We start from the raw sequence: 26685 nt of genomic DNA, 5'->3' as shown, positions 1-26685 counted from the left end.
CGAACGGAGTCGCCATGACCATGGCCGTGGTCGGCATGATCGCCGGCATGGCGCTGGGCTTCGCCGGTTATTTCGGCGGGTTCGGTGCCTTCGTGCTGGTCGCCGCCCTGGGCGCGATCGGATTTGTCGCCGGCCGGTTGCTGGAGGGTGACCTGGACCTCGGCGACTTCTTCCGGACCCGTGACGACCGACGCGAACGGCGGAGATGACGTCCGTGACCGGTGGGGCCGAGGGGCTCCGCAGACCCCCGTCCGTCGTTCCGGCGGGCGAGCGGGGCGCGACCCGGATCGCCGACCGGGTCGTCGCGAAGATCGCCGGACGGGCGGCGCGTGAGGCGCTCGGTGAACAGCCCGCCGCCGCCGCGCCCCCGCATGCCTCCGTCGTCGTCCACCACGGAACCGCCCGGGTGCGCGTGCACCTGGAACTCGACTACCCCTGCGACATCGGCGCCCGATGCCGTTCGGTGCGTCGGCACGTCGTCGAGCGGGTAGGCGCGTTGGTGGGACTGGAAGTGCCGGAGGTCGCCGTGCAGGTGGAGCGGCTGCACCCGGTGGCGGCGTACGGCACGGCACAGGGGAGGACGCGATGAGCGAGCCCCAAGGCTCCGAGGGCACCACACAACGACTGCCGGTCATCGAGAAGGCGGCCGACACCGGCGGGGAGTCCGACGCCTCGCGGGCGCCGGACGCGAAGACGGACGAGGCGCGCGGCAGCGGCCGCTTCTGGTCGGCGCGCCGCGTTCCCGCGGGGATCGTGGCGCTGCTGCTCTTCGTCGTCGCGGGCGCCTTCCTGTACGACATCGTCGCCGTACGGGCCGACCGGGACGCCATGGCCTGGCGCAAGGACCTCGCCAGGCAGCTCGCCGAGCGTCCCCTGGACGACATCTGGGTGCTCGTCGGCGCGGGCGTCGCCGCCGCCCTCGGCCTGTGGCTGATCGTGCTGGCCCTCACCCCGGGCCTGCGCGCCGTGCTCCCGATGCGGCGCCCCCACACCGATGTCCGAGCGGGACTGCACCGGGCCGCGGCGGCGATGGTGCTGCGCGACCGGGCCATGGAGGTCTCCGGCGTGCAGGCGGCACGGGTACGGGTGCGCCGCGCCCGGGCCGACGTCCGCGCGGTCTCCCACTTCCGCGAGCTGGACGACGTACGCGCCGACCTGGACGCCGCGCTCACCGAGGCGATCCGCGGCCTGGGAGTGGCCCGCCCGCACGCGCTGTCGGTGCATGTGGCACGACCCGGACGGAAGGGGTGAGGACGGTGCTCAGGACCGTCAACCGCGTACTGATCGGAGTCGTCGGCCTCGTTCTGCTGGTCGTTGGCGGCTCCGTGCTCGCCGTGGGCCTTGGCGCCTCGCCCCCCTCCTGGTGGATCCACGACGGCAAGCACGACGTGCTGCTCTCCGACGCCGAGCGGACCCGCTGGCGGGACTCCGACTGGTGGTGGCCGACCGTCATCGCGGTGCTGGCCGTCCTCGTGCTGCTCACCCTGTGGTGGCTGGCCGCGGTCCTGCGCCGACGCCGGCTCACCGAGGTGCTCGTGGACACCGGCGACGGTGAGGGCGCGCTGCTGCGGGGCCGCGCCCTGGAGGGCGTACTGGCGGGCCAGGCGGGCGAGCTGGAGGGCGTGTCGCGCGCCCAGGCGCACCTCACCGGCCGCCCGACCGCCCCCGAGGCCCGGGTGCGGCTCCAACTGGAACCGCACGTGGACCCGGGAACGGCCCTGCACGACTTCACCGAGGGCGCGCTCAGCCGCGCCCGGAATTCGGCGGGCCTGGCGTCACTGCCGGCCGAGGTCCGGCTGAGCGGGGTCAAACACCGCCCCGAGAGGGTCGGTTGACCCGCCTCTCCCGTCGCCCCGCGGCCCCGGCTCGGGCATGCGGTACTCGGCGTCAGAAGCCGTGCCGCATCCCGCCGTCCACCGGCACCATGACTCCCGTCAGATAGGAGGCCGCCGGCGACAGCAGGAACGCGGCCGTCCGCCCGAACTCCTCGGGCCTGCCGTACCGGCGCAGCGGAATCCGCGACTCGTTGGCCGCCCGGGTGGCCTCCGGATCGGCGGACAACCCGTCCAGCTCACGCACCCGGTCGGTGTCGATACGGGCCGGCAGCAGCCCCACCACCCGGATGTCCCGCGGTCCCAGCTCGTCCGCCAGCGACTTCGCGAACCCGGCCAGCCCCGGCCGCAGCCCGTTGGAGATCGTCAGCCCGGGAATCGGCTCGTGCACCGACCCGGACAACACGAACCCGATGACACCACCGGCCTCCAGCTCGGCCGCCGCCGCCCGCGCGAGCCGCACCGCACCCAGGAACACCGACTCGAACGCCGTCTGCCACTGCTCGTCCGTGTTGTCCGCGACGAACCCGGGCGCCGGCCCTCCGACGCTGACGAGCACACCGTCGAACCCGCCGAAGTGCTCCCGCGCCGCCGCGATCAGCCGCTGCGCCGCGGCCGGCTCGGAGTTGTCCGCGACGACCCCCACCGCGTTCGGCCCCAGCGCGGCGGCCGCCTCGGCGACGCCCTTCTCCTCCCGCCCCGTGACGACCACCTTCGCCCCGTCCGCGACGAGCTCGCGCGCGGCGGCGTTGCCGAGACCGCGGGTGGCTCCGGTGACGACGTACACCCGGTCCTTCAGTCCAAGATCCATGCCCCCTATCCTGCCCCGTCGCCCCCGAACAGGGCGAGGGCGGTGTTGACCAGGCCGATGTGGCTGAACGCCTGGGGAACGTTGCCGAGCTGGACGCCCGCCACCGGGTCGTACTCCTCGGACAGCAGGCCCACGTCGTTACCGAGCCCGACCAGTCGCTCGAACAGTTCCAGGGCCTCCTTCGTGCGGCCCGTCAGGTGCAGGGCGTCGGCCAGCCAGAACGAGCACGCCAGGAACGTGCCCTCGCCTCCCGGCAGCCCGTCGACACCGCCCTCCTCGACGCTGTAGCGGCGCAGGAACCCGCCGTGGCCCAGGTCCTCGCGGATCGCGTCGATGGTGCCGATCACCCGCGGGTCGTCGGGTGGCAGGAAGCCGACGCGCGGGATCAGCAGCAGCGCCGCGTCGAGTCCGCGGGAGCCGTAGGACTGGGTGAAGGTGTTCCGCTGCGGGTCGTAGCCCTTCTCGCACACCTCCCGGTGCACCTCGTCGCGCATCGCGCGCCAGCCGTCGAGGTCGCCGCGCAGTTTCGGGTTCGCCTCCAGGGCGCGCACGGCACGGTCGGCGGCCACCCACACCATCACCTTCGAGTGGACGAACTGGCGGCGGCCCCCGCGCACCTCCCACAGCCCCTCGTCCGGTTGCCGCCACGCCGACGCGAGGAACGTCATCAGGGCACGCTGCAGTGCCCACATGTTCCCCGTCGCGGACAATCCGGCCGTCCGCGCCAGCGACAGCGAGTCCATGACCTCGCCGTACACGTCCAGCTGGAGCTGGTCGACGGCTCCGTTCCCGATCCGGACGGGCGAGGAGCCGGCGAATCCGGACAGGTGCGACAACTCGAACTCCGGCAGCCGCCGCTCACCCGCCAGCCCGTACATGATCTGCAGGTCGGCCGGATCGCCGGCGACCGCGCGCAGCAGCCAGTTCCGCCAGGTCTCGGCCTCCTCGTGGTAGCCGCAGGCCAGCAGGACGCCCAGGGTGAGGGTGGAGTCCCGCAGCCAGCAGTAGCGGTAGTCCCAGTTGCGCATCCCGCCGACCTCCTCGGGCAGCGAGGTGGTCGCGGCGGCCACGATGCCGCCGGTCGGAGCGTAACTGAGGGCCTTGAGAGTGATCAGCGAGCGCACCACGGCGTCCCGGTACGGGCCGTCGTAGCGGCAGCGGGACACCCACGCCCTCCAGTCGGCGACGCTGGTCTCCAGGGCTTCGTACGGATCGACGAGCGGCGGGCGGGGCTCGTGCGAGGGATGCCAGGTGAGCACGAACGCCACCTTCTCGCCCTCGGCGACCGTGAACTCCGAGTGCGTGCCGAAGTCCTCGCCCCAGGTGCGCACCGCGGGTTCGCTGCGCAGCCACGCCGAGTCGGGCCCCGCGACGGCCACCCGGTGGCCGTCCGACCGGCGCACCCACGGCACGACCGAGCCGTAGTCGAAGCGCAGCCGCAGCGTGCTGTGCACGGTGACCCGGCCGCTGAGGCCTTCCACGACGCGTACCAGGTCGGGTGCGCGCTCCCGCTGCGGCATCAGGTCGGTGACCCGCACGCAGCCCTCGTCGGTCTCCCACTCGGTGTCGAGGACGAGGGTGTCGGGGCGGTAGGCGCGCCGGGCGCAGCGGCCCGGGGCGCCCTTGGGAGCGATCCGCCAGTGGCCGTTGTCCGCGTCGCCGAGGAGCTTGGCGAAACAGGCGGCCGAGTCGAAGCGGGGCAGGCAGAGCCAGTCGACGGAACCGTCCAGGCCGACCAGGGCGGCGGTCTGCTCGTCGCCGATGAGGGCGTAGTCCTCGATACGGGGGTGCACGCAGTGCGGGTTCCCGCACCCCGGGCGAGGCAATCCGGGGCGGGGCCGGGCGGGTGAGGTGGCGTGCGGCGGGCGGGCGGCGGGTGGGCGGCGCCTACACCGCCGCCGGTTCCGGCTCCTCGGCGTCCCGCTGTCCGGCCTCGGCCTCGCGCCGGTCACGCTGCTCGCGCCGGACCAGGACCACCCAGCCGACCGGGACGCCCGCGGCGAACAGCCACCACTGGATGGCGTACGCGTAGTTCAGCGCCGCGTCCTCGTTGCCGGGCCTGCCGACCAGCTCCGGGGTGTCGCCCTTGGGCTCCGGCGCAGTCTGCGCGATGTAGCCGCCGAGCACCTCAGCGCCGAGGCGGCGTGCCTCCTGCTCGCTGTTGATCAGCATGACCTGCCGGTCGGGCAGCCCCTTGACGTTCTTGATGCCGCTGGCCGCGGTGGTCTCGTCGGGCATCAGCCGACCGGTGACGGTGGTCTCCCCGCGGGCCGGTGCGGGGATCTTGGGGAACGCGGTCTGGCTCGGACCGTCGGAGGGGATCCAGCCCCGGTTGACCAGCAGGACCTTGCCGTCGTCGAGGACGAACGGGGTCAGGACGTGGTAGCCGACCTCGTCGTCGGAGTTGGTGCGGCGGCGCACCACGACCTCGTGATCGGTGTCGAAACGGCCCTTCGCGGTCACGTTGTGGTAGCGCTCGTCGGTGGTGATGACATGCCCGGGGGAGGTCATCTTCTCCACCGGCACCGGCTCGGCGGACAGCGCGTTGGAGACCAGCTGGTTGCGGGCCGTGCGCTCCTCGTAGCGGTGCATCTGCCAGATGCCCAGCCTGATCATCGTGGGGATGAGAAGCAGGGCGACCAGCGTGAGGATCACCCACTGCCGGGACAGAAGGAAGCGGTACACCCCACGACCGTACAACTCGGTCGTGGGGTGCATCGCGGTGGGGGCCGCTTCGTACCGTTCGGCGTCAGACCTTGTCGACGATGCCCGCCTTTCCCTCCGCGCGGGCGCAGTGGGCGCCGCAGTACCAGTGGCCCTCGACCTCGACGCCCTGGCCGATGATCTGCACCCGGCAGTGCTCGCAGAGGGGAGCCATGCGGTGGATCGCGCAGGAGAAGCAGTCGAAGACGTGCACCGCGCCCTGGGCGTGCACCTCGAAGGTCATTCCGTAGTTGTTGCCGCAGACTTCACATGTCGCCATGCGCCACAGGGTGAGCCGTCCGTGCCGTGGGAGCGAGGCGACGCCGGGCGAGTCGCCCGGCAATCACCCGTCCGTACGGTCACCCCGAGGTGGCCGGCTCGACATCCCCGAGCAGCTGCCCGAACGCCGCCTCGTCGACGACCGGGGTGCCGTACTGCCGGGCCTTGACCACCTTCGAGGTGCCGGAGTCCGGGTCATTGGTGACGAGCAGGCTGGTCAGCCGGGAGACGCTGGTGGCGACATGCAGCCCGGCCTCGGTCGCGCGGTCCTCCAGGAGGTCGCGCTCGACGGACGTGTCTCCGGAGAAGGCGATCCGCATGCCCTGCTTGAGCGGCCTGCCCTCTTCGTAGCGGCCCGGGTTGGGGTAGGGGCATGCGGGCCTCTTACGGGCGGGGCGCCAACTGGTCGGGCGGTAGCCGCCCGCGCCCGCCTGCTGCCCGATCCGGGGCGTGGCCGCATCCGACCACTCGGTCAGCGGCCGGCACTCGTGCAGGGGCAGCCGGACGCCATCGGTGGCCGCGGCCCTGAGGCTCGGCCGGAACGCCTCCGCCAGCACCCGCGCGTCGTCCAGCGCGTGGTGCGCCCGCTGCTGTACGACGCCGAAGTGCGCCGCGAGGGTCTCCAGCTTGTGGTTGGGCAGCGGCAGACCCAGCTCCTTGGACAGCGCGATGGTGCACAGCCGCTGCCGCACCGGGGCCTCGCGCTCCGCGCGGGCGTACTCCCGGGCGATCATCTGCCAGTCGAAGACGGCGTTGTGCGCGACGAGCACCCGGCCGTCGAGGCGGGCCGAGAACTCCTCGGCGACGTCCTTGAAGAGGGGCGCGCTCTCCAGCACGTCGTTCGTCAGACCGTGGATCCACACGGGCCCCGGGTCGCGCTCCGGGTTGACCAGCGTGTACCAGTGGTCCTCGACCTCGCCGCGCTCGTCCAGGCGGTAGACGGCCGCGGAGATGATCCGGTCGTGGCGGGCGAGGCCGGTGGTCTCCACGTCAACGACCGCGTATCCCTTCGGATACGCGGCCGGCCATACCGTGGCGGAGGACGCTGCGGTCGTGAGGTCTTCGAGCATGGTCCCTGAGGATACGGGCCACGACTGACAGCCCGGTCCCGTACCCGTCCGTCAGGTACCGGGCCCCGCCCGCCTGTTCGGGTCCCGGCCTAAGGTCCGGACCGTCGCGCGCCGAAGTCCCTTTGCCGGGTGGGAGGTTCGGCCCCGGCCGCGACTGCCGCCGACCCGGCTCCGGTCCCGCGCGCGGCTCGCGTTTCGGTCTCCTGACGCCGGTCCGCGTCGGTGCGGGGCGGCCGACCGCGGGAGTGCGATCCTCCGGGTGTGACCGAACCCACTCATGACGAGGCCCACGGTGGAGCGCTCGGCGCGCGCCTCAACTGGCTGCGTGCGGCGGTCCTGGGCGCGAACGACGGCATCGTCTCCACCGCCGGTCTCGTGGTCGGCGTGGCCGGCGCCACGGCGAACCGCTCCACGCTGTTCACGGCCGGCCTCGCGGGTCTGCTGGCCGGTTCCCTGTCGATGGCGGCGGGGGAGTACGTGTCCGTCTCCACCCAGCGCGACTCGGAGAGGGCGGCCCTGGCGCTGGAGAGGCGGGAGTTGCGCGAGCAGCCCGAGGCCGAGCTGGAGGAGCTGACCCAGCTGCTGGCGGACCGCGGGCTCACCCATGAGGTGGCCAGGGAAGCCGCCGTCCAGTTGACGGAACGTGACGCGCTGCGGGCGCACGCGCGTGTGGAGCTCGGTATCGACCCGGACGAGCTCGCCAACCCGTGGCACGCGGCGTGGGCGAGCTTCCTCGCGTTCACCGTCGGGGCGTTGCTGCCGCTGCTGGCGATCGTCCTGCCGCCCGCGGACTGGAGAGTGCCGGTCACGGTGGTGTCGGTCCTCGCCGCGCTCACCCTGACCGGCTGGAGCAGCGCCCGGCTGGGGGCGGCCAGACCGGGCCGGGCGATGCTGCGCAACGTCACGGGCGGCGCGCTCGCGATGGGGGTGACCTACGCGGCGGGCGCCTTGCTGGGGGCGACGGGGCTGTGACCCTCAGCTCCAGCTTGCCGCGTCCGCTCCGCACGGCCCTGGCGGGCGCGTCCAGTCGCCGGGTCCGCCCGCGAAGGAGAGGGGCGAGCGCGCGTACCGCAGCCGCCCGAGCGTGCTGTCCGACTCGGCCAGCCACGGCCCCGGTCCGTCGTACGCCGCAGCGCCCGCGGTGCCTGCCGCGTCGCCCTGCCCGAGGTCGTGCAGCAACCACTGAGCCGTACGCGCCAGCGCCACGCGTACCACGCGGCCGCCCCCGTCGTACGACTGCTCGGTCACCGCCCGCAGCACGGCCGCCGCCAGCAGGTACCCCGTTCCGTGGTCCAGTGCCTGGGCGGGCAGCGCACCCGGCTGCTCTTCCGACCCCTCGATCGCGGCGATCCCGGTGGCCACCTGCACCAGACTGTCGAAGCCGCGTCGCCCGGCCCACGGTCCGTACCCGCCCCACGCCGACAGCTCCGCCACGACCACCCCGGGCCGTCGCTCGGCGAGAGCCCGCGCCGACAGCCCGAACCGGTCCAGGGCGCCCGGCCGGTACCCGGTGACGACCACGTCGGCCGCCGCGAGCAGTTCCTCGAAGGTCCGCCGGTCGGCCGCCAGGTCAAGGGTGGCCGACCGCTTCCCGAACCCTGTGTCGGCGTGCTGGTCGGGGAGTTCGGGCAGTCCCGGAGGGTCCACGCGCAGCACCTCCGCGCCCAGCAGCGCCAGCGTGCGGGTGGCGACCGGGCCGGCGATGACCCGGGTCAGGTCCAGGACGCGCAGGCCGGCGGCGGGCAGCAAGGGAGTGCCCGTGTCCAGGGGAGCGAGCACGCGCGGGGGCGTGACGTCCGTCCGTCCGCGTTCCACGAGGGGCCGGGCGGCCACCGCGGCCCGCTGTGCGTGCGCGGCCCATTCGTCGGGCGTGCGCAGCGCGACGGCGAGGCCACCGGCCGCGTACACGGTCTCCTCGACCTCCAGGGCGGACCGCTCGGCCAGCGCGGTCTCTACCGAGGGCCGCTCCTCGGACAGCCCCAGGGCGGCCAGCAGTCGCTGCCGGTGATGTGGGTAGTTCGCGTGGGTGCGCACCCACCCGTCCGCCGTCCGCCAGAACCGGGACAGCGGGGCGAAGGCGACCGGCGCCCGCCCGTCCACCAACAGATGCCGCTCACTGACGAACGCGGTCGCGACGGCCCCGTCGTCCACCCGCACCCGGGGCAGTGCCGACAGCCCTGCCCGTCGCGCCCCGAGTTCGGCGGCGGCCAGGGCGCACGCCCCCACACAGGCCCGCGCCAACTCCCGTACGGGCAGGCGCCCTTGCAGAGCGCCCGCCCGTTCGACGGTCGACACGCGGGAGAGGTGGGCGGGATCGCCGCCCACCGCGGTCCATGCGGACTTGATCGCAGTCATGACTGCACTATGCAGTATTGACTCAATCAATAGGTGAACTTACCTGGTCACCGCGTCCAGCGCGTCCACCACGCCCCAGCCGTAGAAGCTGTTGCGGTTCTTCGAGCCCTCGCACACCGCGTCGACCTTGCCGTCCCCGTTGATGTCGTACGGCTTCGTGCACGGCGTCGCGTCCGCCTCGGCGTACAGCAGGGCCTTCACCAGGGCCGGAGAGGCGTGCGGGTGCGTCGACTTGATCAACGCGGCGACGGCCGCCACATGCGGGCTCGCCATCGACGTACCCGCCATGTAGCCCCACTTGCCGCCGGGCAGCGTGCCCAGGATCCTGCCGTCCGTCGCGGGCGCCTGCGGCTTCTGGTAGGCCGTCGAGTCGCCGCCGGGAGCGGCCACGTCGATGATCCCCAAACCATGGTTGGAGAAGGACGACTTGATGCCCTTCGCGCCGGTCGCCGCGACCGTCACCACACCCGGCAACTGGGTCGGGATGTCAAGGCACTTCGACGGGTCGACCACCCGGTCCGAGGGCGTGCCGTCGTTCGGCGAGGACGGGTCGGTGATCTCGTCGGCCGCGAGGTCGTAGTTCTCGTTGCCGGCCGCGGCGACATTGACCGTGCCCTTCTTCTCCGCGTACCGCGAGGCCCGCGAGACGGCCTCCACGAGCGCCTTCTGGTCCGGGTCGTCGGTGCAGTTGAAGTACCAGGGGTCGGTGTAATAGCTGTTGTTGGTGACGTCCACACCGTGCGTCGCCGCCCACATGAAGCCGCAGACCACGGCCTCCGTGTAGAAGTAGCCGTCGGTGGTCGACACCTTGATGCCGGAGACCTTCACCCCGGGCGCCACACCGGTCATGCCGACGCCGTTCTTCGCGGCCGCGATCTCACCGGCCACGTGCGTGCCGTGCGGGCTCTCCGCCGCGCTCGGCCGCCACGCCCCGTCGGTCGTGTCCGGCTTGCCCGTCACGCAGTTGACCGACGCGGCCCGGTCGAAGTTCGGCGCGATGTCGGGGTGGGTGTCGTCGACGCCGGTGTCGATCACGCCGACCGTCACCTTGCGGCTGCCCAGCGACTTCTCGTGCGCCTTGTCCGCCTTGATCGCCGCCAGGTCCCACTGCTGGGACTCCAGCGGGTCCTGACCGGCGGCGGACTCGGCCCCGGCGGCGGCGACCTCCGTCGCACTGAGCGCCTTCGGCGTCCCCAGGTCGGTCGTCGACTGCGCGGGCAGCGGCGCGTTGCGGGTGTTGCCGACCGAGTCGACCCCCCGCACCGCGCGGACCGTCCTGGCGAAGTCCGGGTTCGACGAGTGGACGACGACCACGCCTATCTGGTCGTACGACGTCACGATCGTGCCGTCGGCCCCGGCGATGGCCTTCTTCACCTGCGCCGAAGGCCCGTGCCCCGGGCGGACGTTGACGACGTAGCTGAGCGCGGACGCGTCCGCCCCGGTGGCCGAGGCGAGGATGTCGTTCACGGCGCCGGTGACACTGGCGACGGGCGCGTCGGCCGCGGCCGCGGTGTGGGGCAGGAACGCCACCGCTGTGGCCATGGCCATGCCGAGCGGGACGGTGAGTGCTCGGCGGTGACGCGGGTGAGGCGCGGTCATGGTGTCAGGGTCTCCAGTTCGTTGGCGGTACGAGCGAGCCGTTCGGGAAAGAGGTGATGCCATGGGGCAGGGGGCTACTTCACCGCGCGCAGCGCGTTGACGATGCCGTACCCGTAGAAGCCGTTGACGCGCTTGCCGCCCTCGCACACCGCGTCCTGCGTTCCGTCGCCGTTCTGGTCGTACGACGCCGGGCAACCGGGGTTGTCCGCCTGCGCCTTGAGCAGCGCCCGCAGCGCGGCCGGGGTGGCGTGCGGATACTTCGACTTCAGCAGCGCGGCGACACCGGCGGCGTGCGGCGACGCCATCGACGTGCCCTGCAAGAAGGCGTACCCGCCGTTCGGCATCGTCGACAGGATGCGGCCGTCCTTGGAGGGCGTGTCCGGAAGCTGGTAGAGCCGGTCGCCGCCCGGCGCCGCGACGTCCACGACACCCTTTCCGTACGAGGAGTAGTACGACTTGAGGTTCTGTACGCCCGTCGCGCTGACCGTGACGACACCCGGCAGCTGCGTCGGCACGTCGAAGCACTCGTGCGGGTCGATGGTCCGCTCGGCCGGCGTGGAGTCGTCGGGGCTGCTGTCGTCGACGATCGCGTCGGAGTCCAGGTCGTCGTTCGAGTTGCCCGCCGACGCCAGGTTGAGGGTGCCCTTCTTCTGGGCGTACGACTGCGCCCTGTTGACCGCGTCGACGATCGCCCGCTGGTCCGGATCGTCCATGCAGTTGTACAGCCATGGATCCACGTAGTAGCTGTTGTTCGTGATCTCCACGCCGTGGTCGGCGGCGAACACGAAGGCGCACACCACGCTCTCGGGGTAGAAGAGGCCGTTGTCCGGGTCGCTCACCTTGATGCCGGCGACCTTGACCCCCGGCGCCACTCCGGCGACACCGATGCCGTTGCGGGCCGCGGCGATCTCACCGGCCACATGCGTGCCGTGGTAGTCGTCCGCGGTGTAGGGGCGCCAGGCACCGGCGCTGGTGTCCGCGACGCCGCCGACGCAGTTGGCCGACTGGCCGGCGGAGAAGTTCGGGGCGAGGTCGGGGTGGGTGTCGTCGACGCCGGTGTCGATCACGGCGACGGTCACCTTGCGGCTGCCCGGGTTGATCTGCGCGGCCCGGTCGGCGCCGATCGCGCGCAGGTCCCACTGGTCGGCCTCGAGCGGCTCACTGTCCGGCGTGCGGGCGGAGGCACTCGCCACCTTCGCCGCCTGCTCCTTCGTCAGGAACCGGGCCGCGCCCTCGTCCGTCGTCCCGGCCGCGGTCAGCGGCGTGGTACGGGTGGCGCCCGCCGACTGCACCCCGCGAACGGCCCGTATCTCCTTGCCGAAGGCGGGGTTCGACGAGTGGGCGACGATCACGCCGATCTTCTCGTACGTGGTCACGACGGTGCCGCCGGCCGCCGTGACGGCCTTCTTCACCGACGCGATCGTGCGGTGGTCCAGCCTGGTGTTGACGACATACGCCAAGGCGGGCGCGTCCGTCGCGCGGGCCGAACTCTCCACGCTGGGCGCGGCCGACGCCGCCGCGGGCAGGAAGCCGAGCGAGGCCGTCAGCGAGAGCACGACGGGGACGGCGAGGGCGAGACGGCGTCTGGAACGCAGATGAGGCATGGGGTCTCCACTTCATCCGGGAACGCATCCGGAAACAGGACCGGAAACGGGACCGGCCCGAGGCACAGGTGGTGCTCGGGCAGGTACATGACGGGTGGTGCTGGCCCCGAAGCTATCTTCCGAAGTCGCTGGCCAGCAATGACTTACCTGAGGTGACTTCGGAAAGACGCCCTCGTTGTTGAACCGGTCCTTGCGCGCCGCCGTGACCTTGGACAGGAGCGCGAGGACACGCGCCCCCGATCCCCGTCACAACCGCATCCGCAACGCGAGGAGACTCCGTGGCCACCGACGCACCGCCACCCTCGAAAGAGACACACAAACTCCCCTCACCACAGGAGTTCACCGAGGTGCAGAACAGTGCGGAGTTCGGTGAACTGCGCCGCTCCCACCGCTCGTTCGCCTTCCCGCTGACCATCGGCTTCATCGCCTGGTACCTGCTGTACGTCCTGTTGTCGAACTACGCGGGCGACTTCATGGGCACCAAGGTCTTCGGCAACATCAACGTGGCCCTCGTCTTCGGCATGGCCCAGTTCCTCACCACGTTCCTCATCGCCTGGTGGTACTCACGGCACGCCGCCGCGCAGCTCGACCCCAAGGCCGAGGCCATCAAGACCCGAATGGAGGGCGGCGCATGAGCCCCGCGATCACCCTGGCGGCCGGCGAGGCCAGCGAGCACCGGCCACTGATCATCTCCCTGTTCGCCGTGTTCGTCGTCGCGACGCTCGTCATCACCGTGTGGGCGGGCCGTCAGACCAAGGACGCCGCCGACTTCTACGCCGGCGGCCGCCAGTTCAGCGCCTTCCAGAACGGTCTCGCGGTCTCCGGCGACTACATGTCGGCCGCGTCCTTCCTCGGCATCGCGGGCGCCATCGCCCTGTTCGGATACGACGGCTTCCTCTACTCCATCGGCTTCCTGGTCGCCTGGCTGGTGGCCCTGCTCCTGGTCGCGGAACCGCTGCGCAACTCCGGCCGGTACACCATGGGCGACGTGCTCGCGTACCGCATGCGCCAGCGCCCGGTCCGTACCGCCGCCGGCACCTCCACGATCGTCGTCTCGATCTTCTACCTGCTGGCCCAGATGGCGGGTGCGGGCGTCCTCGTCTCGCTGCTGCTCGGCATCACCTCCGACGCGGGCAAGATCGGCATCGTCGCCCTCGTCGGCGTCCTGATGATCGTGTACGTCTCCATCGGCGGCATGAAGGGCACCACCTGGGTCCAGATGGTCAAGGCCGTGCTGCTCATCGGCGGCACCATCCTGATCACCTTCCTGGTGCTGCTGAAGTTCAACTTCAACATCTCCGACCTGCTGGGCAAGGCGGCCGAGAACAGCGGCAAGGGCTCGGCCTTCCTGGAGCCGGGACTCCAGTACGGCGCGACCGGCACCTCCAAGCTGGACTTCATGTCCCTCGGCATCGCCCTGGTGCTCGGCACCGCCGGCCTGCCGCACATCCTGATCCGCTTCTACACGGTGCCCAACGCCAAGGCCGCCCGGAAGTCCGTGAACTGGGCCATCGGCATCATCGGCGGCTTCTACCTGATGACCATCGCCCTCGGCTTCGGTGCCGCGGCGCTGATCTCCCAGGACGAGATCATCGCGTCCAACCCGTCCGGCAACACGGCGGCGCCCCTGCTCGCCCTGCACCTCGGCGGCGTCGACTCGACGTGGGGCGCGATCCTGCTCGCCACCATCTCGGCGGTGGCCTTCGCGACGATCCTCGCCGTGGTCGCCGGTCTGACGCTGGCCTCGTCCTCGTCGTTCGCCCACGACATCTACGCGAACGTCATCAAGAAGGGCAAGGCCACCGAGAAGGAGGAGATGAGGGCGGCCCGGCTGGCGACCATCGGCATCGGTGCCGTCTCCATCCTGCTGGGCGCCCTCGCGCGCGACCTGAACGTCGCCGGTCTGGTCGCCCTGGCCTTCGCGGTCGCGGCCTCCGCCAACCTGCCGACGATCCTCTACAGCCTGTTCTGGAAGCGGTTCACCACTCAGGGCGCCCTGTGGTCGATCTACGGCGGCCTGGTCGTGGCCGTCGGCCTGGTGCTGTTCTCACCGGTCGTCTCCGGTGACCCCAAGGCGATGTTCCCCGACGTCGACTTCGCCTGGTTCCCGCTGAAGAACCCGGGCATCATCTCGATCCCGTTCGGTTTCCTGATGGGCTGGCTCGGCACGATCCTGTCCAAGGAGGAGCCGGACGCCGCCAAGTACGCCGAGCTGGAGGTCCGGTCCCTGACCGGCACCGGCGCCCACTGATCCGGCCCCGGTCCGCCCCCTGAGCGGCCGCGTCGCACCCCCCCGCGACGCGGCCGCTTCGTGCCTCGTGGGATCGGGCTCTTTCGATGTCAGCAGCGTCGCGTAGGCTCGCAGGTGTCGGGACATTGTTGATCCGCGAGGGAGGGGGCCCACGTGCTCATCGACACCTACGGCCGGGCGGCCACCGATCTGAGGGTCTCGCTGACCGACCGGTGCAATCTGCGCTGCACCTACTGCATGCCCGAGGAGGGCCTGCAGTGGCTGGCCAAGCCGGACCTGCTCACCGACGACGAGATCGTCCGCCTGATCGACATCGCCGTCACCACCCTCGGTATCGAGGAGGTCCGCTTCACCGGCGGCGAACCACTGCTTCGCCCGGGCCTGGTCGGCATCGTCGAGCGGGTCGCCGCCCTGGAGCCGCGCCCCCAGATGTCCCTCACCACCAACGGCATCGGCCTCCAGCGCACGGCGCCGGCCCTGAAGGCGGCCGGCCTGGACCGGGTCAACGTCTCCCTGGACACCCTGCGGCCGGACGTCTTCAAGACCCTCACCCGCAGGAACCGCCACCAGGACGTCCTCGCGGGCCTGGAAGCCGCCCGCGACGCGGGCCTGACCCCGGTCAAGGTCAACACGGTCCTGATGCCCGGCCTCAACGAGGACGAGGCCCCCGACCTGCTGGCCTGGGCGGTGGAACACGACTACGAGCTGCGCTTCATCGAGCAGATGCCCCTGGACGCCCAGCACGGCTGGAAGCGCGACGGAATGATCACCGCCGGAGACATCCTCGCCTCTCTGCGCACCCGCTTCGACCTGACCGCGGAGGGCTCCGACGAGCGCGGCTCGGCCCCCGCCGAGCGCTGGATCGTGGACGGCGGTCCGCACCGCGTCGGTGTCATCGCGTCCGTCACCCGCCCGTTCTGCGCGGACTGCGACCGCACCCGCCTGACGGCCGACGGCCAGATACGCACCTGTCTGTTCGCCCGTGAGGAGACCGACCTGCGCGCGGCTCTGCGCTCGGACGCCCCCGACGAGGAGATCGCCCGCATCTGGCGCCTGGCGATGTGGGGCAAGAAGGCGGGCGCCGGCCTGGACGACCCGACGTTCGTCCAGCCGGACCGGCCGATGTCCGCGATCGGCGGCTAGGAGGACCTGGGGCCGGGCCGCTGGGACCTTGGAACCCCGGGCCAGGGCCCTCAGGAGCCCTCCCGGGCCGCCCAGTCCTCGAAGGACACCACGTCCTTCAGGAAGCCCCGCACCCCGAGGAACTGCGACAGATGCTCCCGGTGCTCCTCGCACGCCAGCCACGTCTTGCGGCGCTCCGGCGTATGGATCTTCGGGTTGTTCCAGGCGAGCACCCACAGGGCGGCGGCACGGCAGCCCTTGGCGGAACAGATCGGCGCATCAGGGACATCAGGATCAGGGAACATCACAGCCCGACCCTAACCCGATCGGCACACAGAAAAGGCGACGCCGAGCAGCCACGGGGGGAGCTGCCCGGCGTCGGTCTGTCGCTCCGACGGGGGATGCGGAGCGCCTACGAAGTATGTCACGGGTAACCCGTCGCCCGGCACCGGAACAACGTGATTGATCTGAGCTTTTCTTGAGCTTGGTGGGGGACTGACTTCCGGTTGCGAGGCGTCCGACGAGGATGCGCCATGATCACGCCCGCTCGTGTGGCTCGTTCCGCACACCCTGCCCGGAGTCTGCCTTGACGTCTTCCGCGCGGGGTTCAGTTCCGGGTTCCGCGGACCCCTCGTCGGTGCTCGGCGGTGTGATCATCGGCCGCGTCGGCACGGTCACGAAGGTGGACGGCAGCGACGGCGCGTTCTCCCGCCCCGCGTTGGCGACGACCACGGCGATGTACGGCAGGATCGCGCCCAGCACCAGCGCGACGATGGCGACGTGCCGTTCCACGTTCCAGAGAGTCGCCGCGAGGATCACCGACACCGTACGGATCGTCATCGAGATGACGTACCGGCGCTGCCGTCCCCGCACGTCCTCCTCAAGCCCCGTCCGGGCGCCGGTGATCCGGAACACCTGGGCGTTGCCACCGCCATGCTGCTTCCGCATCACATTCCACCATCCGCCCGCATCGGCCCTCCCCGCCCCGACGCCCGGCCCGCCCCCGGTCGAGGAGCGGTGCCCGAACACCATCCACGGTACGCCGCGGCTGCGCAGCCCACGAGGTCGGGTCGCCTCCCAGCAGGATGAACGGCTTCGGTCGGATCGCGTACGGCACCACCCGACATGCGGCGTACCGCAGTCGGGCCGACACTGGGCGTAATGCTCACGTCGAGCCGTACGAGGAGGCAGCCATGGGCTGGTTGTGGGCGATCATCGTGGGATTCGTGCTGGGTCTGATCGCCAAGGCCATCATCCCCGGAAAGCAGCACAGCCCCCTCTGGCTGACCACCATCTGCGGCATCCTCGGAGCGATCGTCGGCAACGCGATCGCCCGCGCGGCCGGCGTCGAGGCCACGTCCGGCATCGACTGGTGGCGGCACCTCTTCCAGATCGTCGCCGCGGTCGTCATCGTCGCCCTGGGCGACATGGCGTACATGGCGACACTCGGCCGCGACAAACAGCGGATCTGATCGCCGACGGAACGGCGACGGGGAGCCGCGACGACGGCGGGGGCGGCCTTCTCTCGAGAAGGCCGCCCCCGCCGTCGTCGTGCCTAGGCTCCCGTGACCTCGACCGCCGCCAGGTTCTTCTTGCCCCGGCGCAGCACCAGCCAGCGCCCGTGCAGCAGGTCCTCCTTGGCGGGGACGGCGTCCTCGGCGGCCACCTTCGCGTTGTTCACGTAGGCGCCGCCCTCCTTGACCGTCCGGCGGGCGGCCGACTTGCTGGCGACCAGGCCGACCTCGGCGAACAGGTCGACCACCGGGGCGAGCTCGGTGACCTGGATATGCGGCACCTCGGAGAGGGCCGCGGTCAGCGTCCTCTCGTCGAGCTCCGCCAGCTCGCCCTGACCGAAAAGGGCCTTGGACGCGGCGATCACGGCGGCCGTCTGGTCGGCGCCGTGCACCAGCGTGGTCAGCTCCTCGGCCAGCGCGCGCTGAGCGGCACGGGCCTGCGGACGCTCCTCGGTCTGCTTCTCCAGTGCCTCCAGCTCCTCGCGGGACTGGAAGGACAGGATCCGCATGTACGTCGAGATGTCCCGGTCGTCCACGTTCAGCCAGAACTGGTAGAACGCGTACGGCGTCGTCATCTCCGGGTCGAGCCAGACGGCGCCGCCCTCGGTCTTGCCGAACTTGGTGCCGTCCGCCTTGACCATCAGGGGCGTCGCCAGGCAGTGCGCCTGGGCCTCGGGCTCCAGCTTGTGGATCAGGTCGAGCCCCGCCGTGAGGTTGCCCCACTGGTCGCTGCCGCCCTGCTGGAGTGTGCAGCCGTAGCGGCGGTACAGCTCCAGGAAGTCCATGCCCTGGAGCAGCTGGTAGCTGAACTCCGTGTAGCTGATGCCCTCCTGGGACTCCAAGCGCCGGGCGACCGAGTCCTTGGTGAGCATCTTGTTGACGCGGAAGTGCTTGCCGATGTCACGGAGGAACTCGATCGCGGACAGGCCGGCCGTCCAGTCCAGGTTGTTCACCATCACCGCGGCGTTCTCGCCCTCGAAGGACAGGAACGGCTCGATCTGCCCGCGCAGCCTGCTCACCCAGTTCGCGACCGTCTCCGGGTCGTTCAGCGTGCGCTCGGCCGTGGGGCGGGGGTCGCCGATCTGGCCGGTCGCCCCGCCCACCAGCGCCAGCGGACGCAGACCCGCCTGCTGGAGCCGGCGCATGGTGAGCACCTGCACCAGGTGGCCGACGTGGAGACTGGCCGCGGTCGGGTCGAAACCGCAATAGAACGTGACGGGACCGTCCGCGAGCGCCTTGCGCAAAGCGTCCTCGTCAGTGGACAGGGCCCACAGCCCACGCCACTTCAGCTCGTCGACGATGTCCGTCACGGTTCTCGTATCTCCTTGGAGGGTCTTTTGCAGTCGAAACGATCTCGAGGCAGTCGGGTGACAGCCGCCTACGAGGTTATACGCCCTGACTGACAGAGCTCATATTGAAATCGGGGATCCGCAGCGCGGGCATCGCGGCCCTGGTGAACCAGTCGCTCCACTCCCTCGGCAGGGTCTTCTCGGTGCGCCCGGCCTCGGCGGCCCTGCCCAGCAGATCGACCGGGGACTCGTTGAACCGGAAGTTGTTGACCTCGCCGCTGACCTCGCCGTTCTCCACGAGATACACGCCGTCCCGGGTCAGGCCGGTGAGCAGCAGCGTCGCCGGGTCGACCTCGCGGATGTACCAGAGGCAGGTCAGCAGCAGCCCGCGCTCGGTGTTCGCGACCATCTCCTCCAGGGAGCGGTCCGCACCCCCGTCGAGGATCAGGTTGTCGATCCCCGGCGCGACCGGCAGCCCGGTCAGCGCTGCGCTGTGCCGGCTGGTCAGCAGGTTGCTCAGCTCTCCCCGCCGCACCCACTCGGTGGCCGTGAGGGGCAGACCGTTGTCGAACACCGACTGGTCGCCGCCGGAGGTGTGCGCCAGCACGAAGGGCGCGGACTCCAGGCCCGGCTCGTTCGGATCGCTGCGCAGCGTCAGCGGCAGCTCGGTCAACCTCTCGCCCACGCGGGTGCCGCCGCCGGGCTGGGAGAACACCGTGCGCCCCTCGACCGCGTCCCGGCCGGACCCCGACCACATCTGGTAGATCAGCAGGTCCGCCACGGCGGTCGGCGGCAGCAGCGTCTCGTACCGTCCGGCGGGCAGCTCGATCCGCCGCTCGGCCCAGCCGAGACGGACGGCGAGTTCGGCGTCCAGCGCCGCCGGGTCGACGTCCTTGAAGTCCCGGGTGGAGCGCCCCGCCCACGCCGACCGCGTCCGGTCCGGCGACTTGGCGTTCAGCTCCAGCGTGCCGTTGGGCTGGTCGTGCCGCAGCCGCAGTCCGGTGGACGTGCCGAGGTAGCTGGAGACCAGTTCGTGGTTGGCGAAGCCGTACAACTCGCGGCCGCCCGCACGGGCCCGAGCGAACGCCTCACCGAGCGCCGGCGCGAAGTCGGCGAACACGGCCGACGAGGTCTCGCCGGGCGCGTCCTGGAAGTCGGGGGAGTCCGGTACGCCGGTGACCAGCGGCCGGGCGTCCTCGGCGGGCCCGGCACCGCGCGCGGCGGCCTCGGCGGCCCGCACCAGGGGCTCGAGTTCCGCCGCGGTCACGGCGGACCGCGACACGACCCCGGAGGCGGTGCCCTCCTGGCCGTCGACGGTCGCGATGACGGTGAGGGTGCGTCCGCGGGTGACACCGTTGGTGGTGAGCGCGTTGCCCGCCCAGCGCAGGTTCGCGGTCGACCGCTCGTCCGCGATCACCACACAGCCGTCGGCCCGGGACAGGTCCAGGGCCCGCTCGACGATCTCGTGCGGCTTGTCCGTCAACGAAGTGATGCCGCCAGGCACACGAGGGCTCATCGACCGGCCTCCTGAGTCGTGTTGAGGATGTTGACGCCCTTGAAGAGAGCCGACGGGCAGCCGTGCGAGACCGCCGCGACCTGCCCCGGCTGGGCCTTGCCGCAGTTGAAGGCGCCGCCCAGCACATACGTCTGCGGGCCACCCACCGCGGCCATCGAACCCCAGAAGTCGGTGGTCGTCGCCTGGTAGGCGACGTCCCGCAGCTGTCCGGTGATCCGCCCGTTCTCGATCTTGAAGAACCGCTGCCCGGTGAACTGGAAGTTGTAGCGCTGCATGTCGATCGACCAGGACCGGTCACCGACGACGTAGATCCCGCGGTCCACGCCCCCGATGAGATCCTCCGTGGCCATCCCGGCCGGGTCCGGCTGGAGCGACACATTGGCCATCCGCTGCACGGGCACATGCCCGGGGGAGTCCGCGAACGCGCATCCGTTGGACCGGTCGAAGCCGGTCAGCCTCGCGATCCGCCGGTCCAGCTGGTAGCCGACGAGCGTGCCGTCCTTCACCAGGGACCAGCTCTGCGCCTCGACGCCCTCGTCGTCGTACCCGACGGTCGCCAGGCCGTGCTCGGCGGTGCGGTCGCCGGTCACGTTCATCAGCTCGGAGCCGTAGCGCAGCTTGCCCAGCTGGTCGAAGGTCGCGAAGGAGGTGCCGGCGTAGGCGGCCTCGTAGCCCAGCGCACGGTCGAGTTCCGTCGCGTGTCCGATGGACTCGTGGATGGTCAGCCACAGGTTGGACGGGTCGACGACCAGGTCGTACAGCCCCGCCTGGACGCTCGGCGCGCGCATCTTCTCGGCGAGCAGCTCGGGGATCTGGTCGAGTTCGCTCTCCCAGTCCCAGCCGGTGCCCGTGAGGTACTCCCAGCCACGTCCCACGGGCGGCGCGATGGTCCGCATGGAGTCGAACTCGCCGCTCGACTCGTCCACCGACACGGCGGTCAGCTGCGGGTGCAGCCGGACGCGCTGCTGGGTGGTGACGGTCCCCGCGGTGTCGGCGTAGAACTTGTTCTCGTGCACGGTGAGCAGCGAGGCGTCGACATGGTCGACCCCGTTCGCCGCCAGCAGCCGCGCGCTCCACTCGGCCAGCAGCCCCGACTTCTCCTCGTCGGGCACACCGAACGGGTCGATCTCGTACGACGAGACCCACGTCTTCTCGGCGTGCACGGGCTCGTCGGCCAGCTCCACCCGCTCGTCCGACCCGGCCGCCTTGATCACCTGCGCGGCCAGCTTGGCCATCTGCACGGCCTGCGACGCGACCTTGGCGGCGGCGTCGAGGCTCAGATCCACCCCGGACGCGAACCCCCAGCTGCCGCCGTGCACCACCCGCACCGCGTACCCGAGGTCGGTGGTGTCCGACGATCCGGAGGGCTTGGCGTCCCGCAGCCGCCAGGACGCGCTGCGCACCCGCTCGAACCGGAAGTCCGCGTGCTGCGCGCCGAGAGCGCGGGCGCGGGCGAGGGCGGCGTCGGCGAGGGCGCGTAGCGGCAGTGCCAGGAATGACTCATCGACTTCATGGGGCACGGGTGGGATCCCTTCGGGGGCATTCGCCTACGTGGCCGTCACGGGCAGTGAATCATGTCTTGGGGGGCTGATCCCTGGGAAAATCCCGTCTCTTCGACCCGGGCGGGTGCCTGGGAAAGCCGTGCCGGCGGTGACCGGTCGAACAGTGGCGGAACAGTCACCTCGCTGTGCGCGGACGGGGCCGCGGGCGGCGACATCCAGCTCGACGTGCTCAACCTCTTCGGTGGGGACGAGCCGGAGTAGGACGCGGGGGCAACAGACCAGTGGGCGAGTACGGGAGCAGTTCCCGTACCCGCCCACTGACGTCACGTACGACGCGAACTCAGCTGTCCACAGACGCATCGGCCGCGAGTGTCGCGAACGCCGCCCATGCGGTCGGCGTGACGACGAGAGGACGGATGCGCTTGTCCTTGGAGTCGCGGATGTGGACGGTCTCGGGACGCACGGCGACCTCGACGCAGTTGTCATTCTCACTGCCGCTGTAGCTGCTCTTGAACCAGCTCAGCTCGTAGGCGGTAGTCATAGCGCTCCTCGCGTCTGTTCCAGCAGCGTCACGGTAGCCCGACAGTCCAGGGCTTGGGAACGCAGCTTGCCATAGCGCTGGAGCAGGACACTTACGTCCTTGGGCGCGGAGATCAGGCTGCTCGACCGCTGACCTTCGGTGTAGCCGAGCCACTGATGAGCAGCTGTCTCCGCGAGGTACATCTGACCGTCGATGCCGCAGTGGTCTTCCTGGACGGTGGCCATGATCTGGATCTCGACGTTGCGCCGCGCACTCATCTCAAGGAGACGATCGATGACTTGCCTGGTGACATCGCGTCCTCCCATGCGCCGAGCTACGACGCTCTGTTCGATGACGAAGCTGAACGCGGTGTTCTGGTTGGCGGAGATGAGCTGTTGTCGGTCCAGCCGAGACGCCACCTCGTGTTCGATCTGCTCCTCGGACGCAGGCGGCAGCCGCCGGTCGAAGATCGCCCGAATGTATGCCTCAGGTTGCAGCAACCCCGGAATCGCTCGGCACTCGTACGCGTAGAGAGAGATCGCATCCTCCTCAATCTCCGCCCACTGCCGAAACCAGGAAGCCAACACCGCCCTCCGCGTCAGGCTCTTCGCCGCCGCCGTGAGGACCTTGTGCCCGACCGGCCCCAGCACTTCCTCCGCCCGCGTGGGCAGATCCGCCGGCGGGAACCGCTTCCCCTGCTCGATCTTGGCGACGTACGCGGCCGAGTACCGTACCCGCAGCGCGAACTCCTCCTGGGTCAGCCCGGATTCCTCGCGCAGTGCCTTGAGGACCGCGCCGAAGGTCTTGAGACTGTCGGAGAGCTCCGTTTCCGTGCCGTTCGCGCCGCCGTTTCCGCCTCCGCCGTGATCCGCCCTCATCGCCGCGTGCCTCCCGTGTCCACGTTTCCACGCCTCACTCAACCCCACCCGACCCACCCAGAGTCACGGGGAGTTACTCACCCAGTCCAGAGTGTGAACCCATACAGCCACACCTGTATGGGTGTCGTCCCTGTTGGGGGCCTGGAGCGGCCCTGAACGTTGGGCGCATGCCAGCACCACGGGCCCAAGAGGCCGTTACCGTAAGTGTGTTCGCCCAGCGGTTCTCCGCCACGCGCCGCGGTGCGCGACTCGCCCGCAGACTCGCCACCCACCGGCTCGACCTGTGGCACCTGCCGTACGGCAGCCGGGCCTCCGACACCGTCACCCTCGTCGTGGCCGAACTCGCCGCCAACGCGGTCCTGCACGGCCGCGTCCCGGGGCGCGACTTCGAGCTGCGGCTCACGTACGACCGGCCCGCGGGACTCGTTCGCGTCGAGGTGTCCGACACGCACCCGGAGCACCCCAGGCTCCCCAACTCTGCGGTGCAGCTCCCTGCGGACGCCGACGGCGGGAGAGGCCTGATCCTCGTGGCGGCCGTCGCCGACCGCTGGGGCGTGGTGGGGCGGAGGGGACCGGGCAAGACCGTGTGGGCCGAGTGTGCGGTCCGCGTCCCGGACGAACCATGTCCCGTTCGGCCGTAGTTGACGATCATCTTCCGCAACGACCCACTGTGTCGGCTGAGTTGTGATTTCGGCCAGTGTCAGTGCGGGCGGGTACGCTTATCGACCTGTTCGAGTTGACGGTCAGCTCTGCGACGGGCGAAGGCTTGTGGAGGCGTACGTGGTCGGACGTGAGGTCGCTGCGGCGGACCATCCGAGCAAGGAGGTCAGGGCGGTCCTCAAGCGGCTGGTCGCCGACGGGTGGACGCTCGCGTCGGAGGCTCACTGGGGCACGCTGTACTGCCCGTGCCCGGACCACTGCACGGTGATCCGGGTCGGTGGCACCCCGAAGAATCCCGGCCAGGAGGCCCGTCGAATAGCCCGCAAGGCGAAGTGGTGCCCGCTGCCTCCGGACGACCCGCGTGCGGCCCTCCGCGGCGGCGTTGGCAATTGACAACAACGCCAGGGTCGGCGAAGCTTGCGCCAGGGGGCGTTCCCTGGAGTGAGAGGCGCGGGCACAGATACCAGGAAGAGCGAACAGGTATACGCATGGGGGGCTGGGGCGCCATGGAGTACGAGTTTCACTTCGTCGTGGACGGGATCGAGGTGGACGACGACAAGGCCGTCGCCATCGTCCACGACACCTTCGACGGGGTGCTGACCCGCCACCGCGGCCGGCACTTCCTGGACGTCTCCGAGAGCGGAGTCAACGCGATCGACGCGGCCCACCGCATCGTCGTACGCCTGCGCAAGTCATTGCCCGCCCTGAGGCTGGTACGCACCGACCCCGACCTCGTCGGCGTCTCGGACATCGCGGAGCGGGTCGAGCGTTCGCGCCAGAACGTCCAGCAGTGGGTGAACGGCGAGCGGCGGCAGGACAAGCTGCCCTTCCCGGACCCCGAGGGGATCGCCGGGCGCTCGCCGGTGTGGCGCTGGGGAGACGTCAACGCCTGGCTGACCCAGTTCGGCGAGGGCGACGAGGTACACCCACCCACCCGCGAAGAGGCCCTGACCATCGACTTCCTGCTGCCCAAGTGGCAGCGCACCCTGGACGACGGACTTCCCCTGGTGCACTTCACCGCGGCCGAGACCGGGGACGGGCGGGACGAGGAGCGGGAGACCGTCCAGCGGCTGCTGGAGGGCACGCTGGCGCTGCCCGGCGTACTGGAGCGGATCGCCGCGTTCCCCGTCCCCAGGACGGAGCGGCAACGGCTCACCGTCGTGTGCGCGGTCCTCACCGACCGGCTGAGCAGCGTGGTGTCCCGCATCGGCCACGACGAGGTATGGGCGGTCCTCGCCTATCAGGGCGCGGAGAGCGAGCTGCATCTTCAGCCCGTCGGCACGGCGAAAGCTCCGGGTGCGGTCCCGGTCTCCAGCCTCGGTCTCGGCCGCAACGCCACAGTCGGTGACCTCCTGCTCGTCCAGACGAACGGCCCCGACGACATCCCGGTCACGCCGATCACTCCGGTCGGCCTGGACTGAATCCGGGCGCGGCCCGCACCGGGGCGGACGACCGACGGCCCCCGCCCCGAAATGGCCCCCTGCTGGTGCGATTACGAGCGCAAGTACAAGAGGTGCTGCGGCAACCCTGCGCCGGCCTGAGCGGGCGATGCGTCTGTAGCGTTGTGGGTACACTTTCTGTGGTGTAGGTACATGCCTCGGGCCATCGAAGGGGAACCCATGAGCACCATCTCCGTGCGCGAGTTCTCGTACAACCCCAGCGCGGTCTTCGCCCGCGTCGAGAAGGGGGAGGCGATCGAGGTCACCCGGCATGGCAACGTGATCGCGATACTGTCACCGGCCGGCGGGCCCATGGAACGGTACGCGCACCTGGTGGCACAGGGGAAGATCAAGCTGAAGGCGGTCACCGCCGCCGACCGGCACAGCATGCCGCACTACGAGGTACCGGAGGATGTCGACCCTGTGGCGCTGCTCCTGGCTGAGCGCGAGGCGGACGACCGTTGATCTACCTGGACACTTCGGCGCTGGTCACGTGGATGACCCGCCGCAGCCATTGGGCCGAGCTGGACGTCTTTCTCCAGCAGCGAGTCACGCAGCCGCTCGCCACCAGCACCCTCGGCTTCGTGGAGACCGTACGAACCCTGGACCTCATGGGGCACTTTCCCAAGGCGATGGAGGACCTGGATACCCGGATCACCGAGATCCTCCTCACCCGAGAGGTGCGGGACGGGGCGGCTCTGCTGGTCGGGCGCCTGAGAACGTTGGATGCCATCCATGTGGCCAGCGCGCTGTCGCTGCGGGACGATCTGACCGCCGTGGTGACGTACGACCGCAGGATGCTGGAAACGGCGCGGGCCGAGGGGCTGCCCGCTCACGCGCCAGGAATGGCGGACTGACCGGGCGGCGACTGTAGAAACCCGACAGCGCGGCCCGTGAGCCACTGTGGGTGCCCGATTGTCCGCCCGTGGGTCGCGACCGATAGGTTTTCCGGGAGAAGCCGCCTGTCATCCAGGTGTCCGGGCGGGTGTGTCCGACCGCTATCGAAAGGGTGATCCGTTGAGCCGCTCGGTTCTCGTCACCGGAGGCAACCGGGGCATCGGCCTCGCCATCGCCCACGCGTTCGCCGACGCCGGCGACAAGGTCGCCATCACGTACCGCTCGGGCGAGCCGCCGGCCGCCCTGACGGATCTGGGCTGCCTCGCCGTCAAGTGCGACATCACCGACTCGGAGCAGGTGGAGCAGGCCTACAAGGAGATCGAGGCCGAGCACGGCCCGGTCGAGGTGCTGATCGCCAACGCCGGCATCACCAAGGACCAGCTCCTGATGCGGATGTCCGAGGAGGACTTCACCTCGGTCGTCGACACCAACCTCACCGGCACCTTCCGGGTCGTCAAGCGCGCCAACCGCGGCATGCTGCGCGCCAAGAAGGGGCGGGTCGTACTGATCTCCTCGGTGGTCGGGCTGTACGGCTCCCCGGGGCAGGCGAACTACGCCGCCTCCAAGGCCGCCCTGGTCGGCTTCGCCCGCTCCCTCGCCCGCGAGCTGGGCTCCCGCAACCTCACCTTCAACGTCGTCGCACCCGGCTTCGTCGACACCGACATGACGAAGACGCTCACCGAGGAGCAGCGCGCCGGCATCGTGTCGCAGGTGCCGCTCGGCCGGTACGCGCGGCCGGAGGAGATCGCCGCGGCGGTGCGGTTCCTCGCCTCGGACGAAGCCTCGTACATCACTGGAGCCGTCATTCCCGTTGACGGCGGACTGGGAATGGGTCACTGATCAC

At 70.7% G+C, this 26685-nt stretch carries 30 protein-coding genes; 15 read left to right on the top strand and 15 right to left on the bottom strand.

The window, feature by feature from the left end; genetic code table 11:
• The first annotated feature begins 14 nt into the window (after positions 1 to 14).
• The 4 genes from ACFYRY_RS41675 to amaP are packed head-to-tail and all read left to right on the top strand — an operon-like array spanning position 15 to position 1835.
• A complete protein-coding gene (locus ACFYRY_RS41675; protein WP_389158368.1) occupies positions 15 to 209 on the top strand; it encodes a hypothetical protein in 195 nt (64 codons plus the stop codon).
• The gene (locus tag ACFYRY_RS41670; RefSeq protein ID WP_389158365.1) at positions 206 to 589 is read left to right on the top strand and encodes a hypothetical protein; all 384 of its coding nucleotides are present in this window, start codon (positions 206 to 208) and stop codon (positions 587 to 589) included. Before ACFYRY_RS41675 ends, ACFYRY_RS41670 begins: the two co-directional genes overlap by 4 nt.
• Positions 586 to 1251, top strand: coding sequence for a DUF6286 domain-containing protein (locus ACFYRY_RS41665; RefSeq protein ID WP_389158362.1), 666 nt, complete (start codon positions 586 to 588; stop codon positions 1249 to 1251). Before ACFYRY_RS41670 ends, ACFYRY_RS41665 begins: the two co-directional genes overlap by 4 nt.
• Complete coding sequence (amaP, locus tag ACFYRY_RS41660) at positions 1248 to 1835, top strand: alkaline shock response membrane anchor protein AmaP (protein WP_389158359.1); 588 nt, start codon at positions 1248 to 1250, stop codon at positions 1833 to 1835. The genes ACFYRY_RS41665 and amaP overlap by 4 nt, the downstream gene beginning before the upstream one ends.
• 52 nt (positions 1836 to 1887) lie before the next feature.
• On the opposite strand, the gene ACFYRY_RS41655 is transcribed toward amaP, so the two are convergent.
• The 5 genes from ACFYRY_RS41655 to ACFYRY_RS41635 form a co-directional block, all read right to left on the bottom strand.
• The gene (locus tag ACFYRY_RS41655) at positions 1888 to 2643 is read right to left on the bottom strand and encodes an SDR family oxidoreductase (protein WP_389158356.1); all 756 of its coding nucleotides are present in this window, start codon (positions 2641 to 2643) and stop codon (positions 1888 to 1890) included.
• Positions 2644 to 2648: 5 nt separating this feature from the next.
• Positions 2649 to 4436 carry a glycoside hydrolase family 15 protein gene (locus tag ACFYRY_RS41650; protein WP_389158354.1) on the bottom strand — a complete coding sequence of 596 codons (1788 nt, stop codon included), beginning with the start codon at positions 4434 to 4436 and terminating at the stop codon, positions 2649 to 2651.
• A gap of 94 nt (positions 4437 to 4530) precedes the next feature.
• Complete coding sequence (locus ACFYRY_RS41645; protein WP_389158351.1) at positions 4531 to 5328, bottom strand: SURF1 family protein; 798 nt, start codon at positions 5326 to 5328, stop codon at positions 4531 to 4533.
• 64 nt (positions 5329 to 5392) lie between these two features.
• Positions 5393 to 5626, bottom strand: a complete 234-nt coding sequence (locus ACFYRY_RS41640; protein ID WP_389158348.1) for a hypothetical protein — start codon at positions 5624 to 5626, stop codon at positions 5393 to 5395.
• A 79-nt stretch (positions 5627 to 5705) separates the two neighbouring features.
• Positions 5706 to 6695 (bottom strand): DEDDh family exonuclease, encoded by a 990-nt coding sequence (locus ACFYRY_RS41635; protein WP_389158346.1) that lies wholly within the window; start codon positions 6693 to 6695, stop codon positions 5706 to 5708.
• Positions 6696 to 6956: 261 nt separating this feature from the next.
• Here ACFYRY_RS41635 and ACFYRY_RS41630 point away from each other — a divergent pair, with 261 nt between their 5' ends.
• Positions 6957 to 7667 carry a VIT family protein gene (locus tag ACFYRY_RS41630; RefSeq protein ID WP_389158343.1) on the top strand — a complete coding sequence of 237 codons (711 nt, stop codon included), beginning with the start codon at positions 6957 to 6959 and terminating at the stop codon, positions 7665 to 7667.
• Positions 7668 to 7670: 3 nt separating this feature from the next.
• Here ACFYRY_RS41630 and ACFYRY_RS41625 read toward each other — a convergent pair whose 3' ends face one another.
• From ACFYRY_RS41625 to ACFYRY_RS41615, 3 genes are all read right to left on the bottom strand, one after another.
• Positions 7671 to 9050 (bottom strand): CoA transferase, encoded by a 1380-nt coding sequence (locus tag ACFYRY_RS41625; RefSeq protein ID WP_389158340.1) that lies wholly within the window; start codon positions 9048 to 9050, stop codon positions 7671 to 7673.
• A gap of 39 nt (positions 9051 to 9089) precedes the next feature.
• A complete protein-coding gene (locus ACFYRY_RS41620; protein WP_389158337.1) occupies positions 9090 to 10649 on the bottom strand; it encodes a S8 family serine peptidase in 1560 nt (519 codons plus the stop codon).
• A 74-nt stretch (positions 10650 to 10723) separates the two neighbouring features.
• Positions 10724 to 12253, bottom strand: a complete 1530-nt coding sequence (locus ACFYRY_RS41615) for a S8 family serine peptidase (RefSeq protein WP_389158334.1) — start codon at positions 12251 to 12253, stop codon at positions 10724 to 10726.
• A gap of 278 nt (positions 12254 to 12531) precedes the next feature.
• Between ACFYRY_RS41615 and ACFYRY_RS41610 the strand changes: the two genes are divergently transcribed.
• The 3 genes from ACFYRY_RS41610 to moaA all read left to right on the top strand — a co-directional run bounded on the left by ACFYRY_RS41610 (position 12532) and on the right by moaA (position 15647).
• Positions 12532 to 12888 carry a DUF485 domain-containing protein gene (locus tag ACFYRY_RS41610; RefSeq protein ID WP_389158331.1) on the top strand — a complete coding sequence of 119 codons (357 nt, stop codon included), beginning with the start codon at positions 12532 to 12534 and terminating at the stop codon, positions 12886 to 12888.
• Positions 12885 to 14504, top strand: a complete 1620-nt coding sequence (locus ACFYRY_RS41605; protein WP_389158329.1) for a cation acetate symporter — start codon at positions 12885 to 12887, stop codon at positions 14502 to 14504. Before ACFYRY_RS41610 ends, ACFYRY_RS41605 begins: the two co-directional genes overlap by 4 nt.
• 153 nt (positions 14505 to 14657) lie before the next feature.
• Positions 14658 to 15647: a GTP 3',8-cyclase MoaA gene (gene moaA / locus ACFYRY_RS41600; protein ID WP_389158326.1), complete on the top strand. Its 990-nt coding sequence runs from the start codon at positions 14658 to 14660 to the stop codon at positions 15645 to 15647.
• A gap of 50 nt (positions 15648 to 15697) precedes the next feature.
• Here the strand turns inward: moaA and ACFYRY_RS41595 are convergent, their stop codons facing one another.
• Together ACFYRY_RS41595 and ACFYRY_RS41590 are read right to left on the bottom strand one after the other, a co-directional pair.
• Positions 15698 to 15931, bottom strand: a complete 234-nt coding sequence (locus tag ACFYRY_RS41595) for a hypothetical protein (protein WP_389158323.1) — start codon at positions 15929 to 15931, stop codon at positions 15698 to 15700.
• 232 nt (positions 15932 to 16163) lie between these two features.
• A complete protein-coding gene (locus tag ACFYRY_RS41590) occupies positions 16164 to 16574 on the bottom strand; it encodes a DUF3099 domain-containing protein (RefSeq protein WP_389158322.1) in 411 nt (136 codons plus the stop codon).
• 245 nt (positions 16575 to 16819) lie between these two features.
• Between ACFYRY_RS41590 and ACFYRY_RS41585 the strand changes: the two genes are divergently transcribed.
• A complete protein-coding gene (locus ACFYRY_RS41585) occupies positions 16820 to 17098 on the top strand; it encodes a GlsB/YeaQ/YmgE family stress response membrane protein (protein WP_389158319.1) in 279 nt (92 codons plus the stop codon).
• Between the two features lie 83 nt (positions 17099 to 17181).
• Here the strand turns inward: ACFYRY_RS41585 and tyrS are convergent, their stop codons facing one another.
• The 5 genes from tyrS to ACFYRY_RS41560 form a co-directional block, all read right to left on the bottom strand.
• On the bottom strand, positions 17182 to 18450 hold the full coding sequence (gene tyrS / locus ACFYRY_RS41580; protein ID WP_389158317.1) for a tyrosine--tRNA ligase: 1269 nt from the start codon (positions 18448 to 18450) through the stop codon (positions 17182 to 17184).
• Between the two features lie 76 nt (positions 18451 to 18526).
• Positions 18527 to 19945, bottom strand: coding sequence for a metallopeptidase TldD-related protein (locus ACFYRY_RS41575; protein WP_389158314.1), 1419 nt, complete (start codon positions 19943 to 19945; stop codon positions 18527 to 18529).
• The gene (locus tag ACFYRY_RS41570; RefSeq protein ID WP_389158311.1) at positions 19942 to 21465 is read right to left on the bottom strand and encodes a TldD/PmbA family protein; all 1524 of its coding nucleotides are present in this window, start codon (positions 21463 to 21465) and stop codon (positions 19942 to 19944) included. The genes ACFYRY_RS41575 and ACFYRY_RS41570 overlap by 4 nt, the downstream gene beginning before the upstream one ends.
• 322 nt (positions 21466 to 21787) lie before the next feature.
• Positions 21788 to 21988, bottom strand: coding sequence for a DUF397 domain-containing protein (locus ACFYRY_RS41565; RefSeq protein ID WP_389158308.1), 201 nt, complete (start codon positions 21986 to 21988; stop codon positions 21788 to 21790).
• The gene (locus tag ACFYRY_RS41560) at positions 21985 to 22845 is read right to left on the bottom strand and encodes a helix-turn-helix domain-containing protein (protein WP_389158306.1); all 861 of its coding nucleotides are present in this window, start codon (positions 22843 to 22845) and stop codon (positions 21985 to 21987) included. Before ACFYRY_RS41560 ends, ACFYRY_RS41565 begins: the two co-directional genes overlap by 4 nt.
• Before the next feature lie 167 nt (positions 22846 to 23012).
• Between ACFYRY_RS41560 and ACFYRY_RS41555 the strand changes: the two genes are divergently transcribed.
• The 6 genes from ACFYRY_RS41555 (at position 23013) to fabG (ending at position 26681) form a co-directional block, all read left to right on the top strand.
• Entirely contained in the window at positions 23013 to 23486 is a 474-nt protein-coding gene (locus tag ACFYRY_RS41555) for an ATP-binding protein (protein WP_389158303.1), read from the top strand.
• 139 nt (positions 23487 to 23625) lie between these two features.
• Positions 23626 to 23898, top strand: a complete 273-nt coding sequence (locus ACFYRY_RS41550) for a hypothetical protein (protein ID WP_389158301.1) — start codon at positions 23626 to 23628, stop codon at positions 23896 to 23898.
• 113 nt (positions 23899 to 24011) lie between these two features.
• Positions 24012 to 24926 (top strand): helix-turn-helix transcriptional regulator, encoded by a 915-nt coding sequence (locus ACFYRY_RS41545; RefSeq protein WP_389158298.1) that lies wholly within the window; start codon positions 24012 to 24014, stop codon positions 24924 to 24926.
• 198 nt (positions 24927 to 25124) lie between these two features.
• Positions 25125 to 25409 (top strand): type II toxin-antitoxin system Phd/YefM family antitoxin, encoded by a 285-nt coding sequence (locus ACFYRY_RS41540; protein WP_389158295.1) that lies wholly within the window; start codon positions 25125 to 25127, stop codon positions 25407 to 25409.
• Positions 25406 to 25801 carry a type II toxin-antitoxin system VapC family toxin gene (locus ACFYRY_RS41535; protein WP_389158293.1) on the top strand — a complete coding sequence of 132 codons (396 nt, stop codon included), beginning with the start codon at positions 25406 to 25408 and terminating at the stop codon, positions 25799 to 25801. The genes ACFYRY_RS41540 and ACFYRY_RS41535 overlap by 4 nt, the downstream gene beginning before the upstream one ends.
• 160 nt (positions 25802 to 25961) lie before the next feature.
• Positions 25962 to 26681, top strand: coding sequence for a 3-oxoacyl-[acyl-carrier-protein] reductase (fabG, locus tag ACFYRY_RS41530; protein WP_389158291.1), 720 nt, complete (start codon positions 25962 to 25964; stop codon positions 26679 to 26681).
• Positions 26682 to 26685: the final 4 nt, after the last annotated feature.

Source organism: Streptomyces sp. NPDC005263, from assembly GCF_042872365.1.
In the GTDB taxonomy this organism is placed as follows: domain Bacteria; phylum Actinomycetota; class Actinomycetes; order Streptomycetales; family Streptomycetaceae; genus Streptomyces.
Note: the sequence above shows the minus strand (reverse complement) of the source record. Positions and strands in the feature narration are given on the sequence as shown.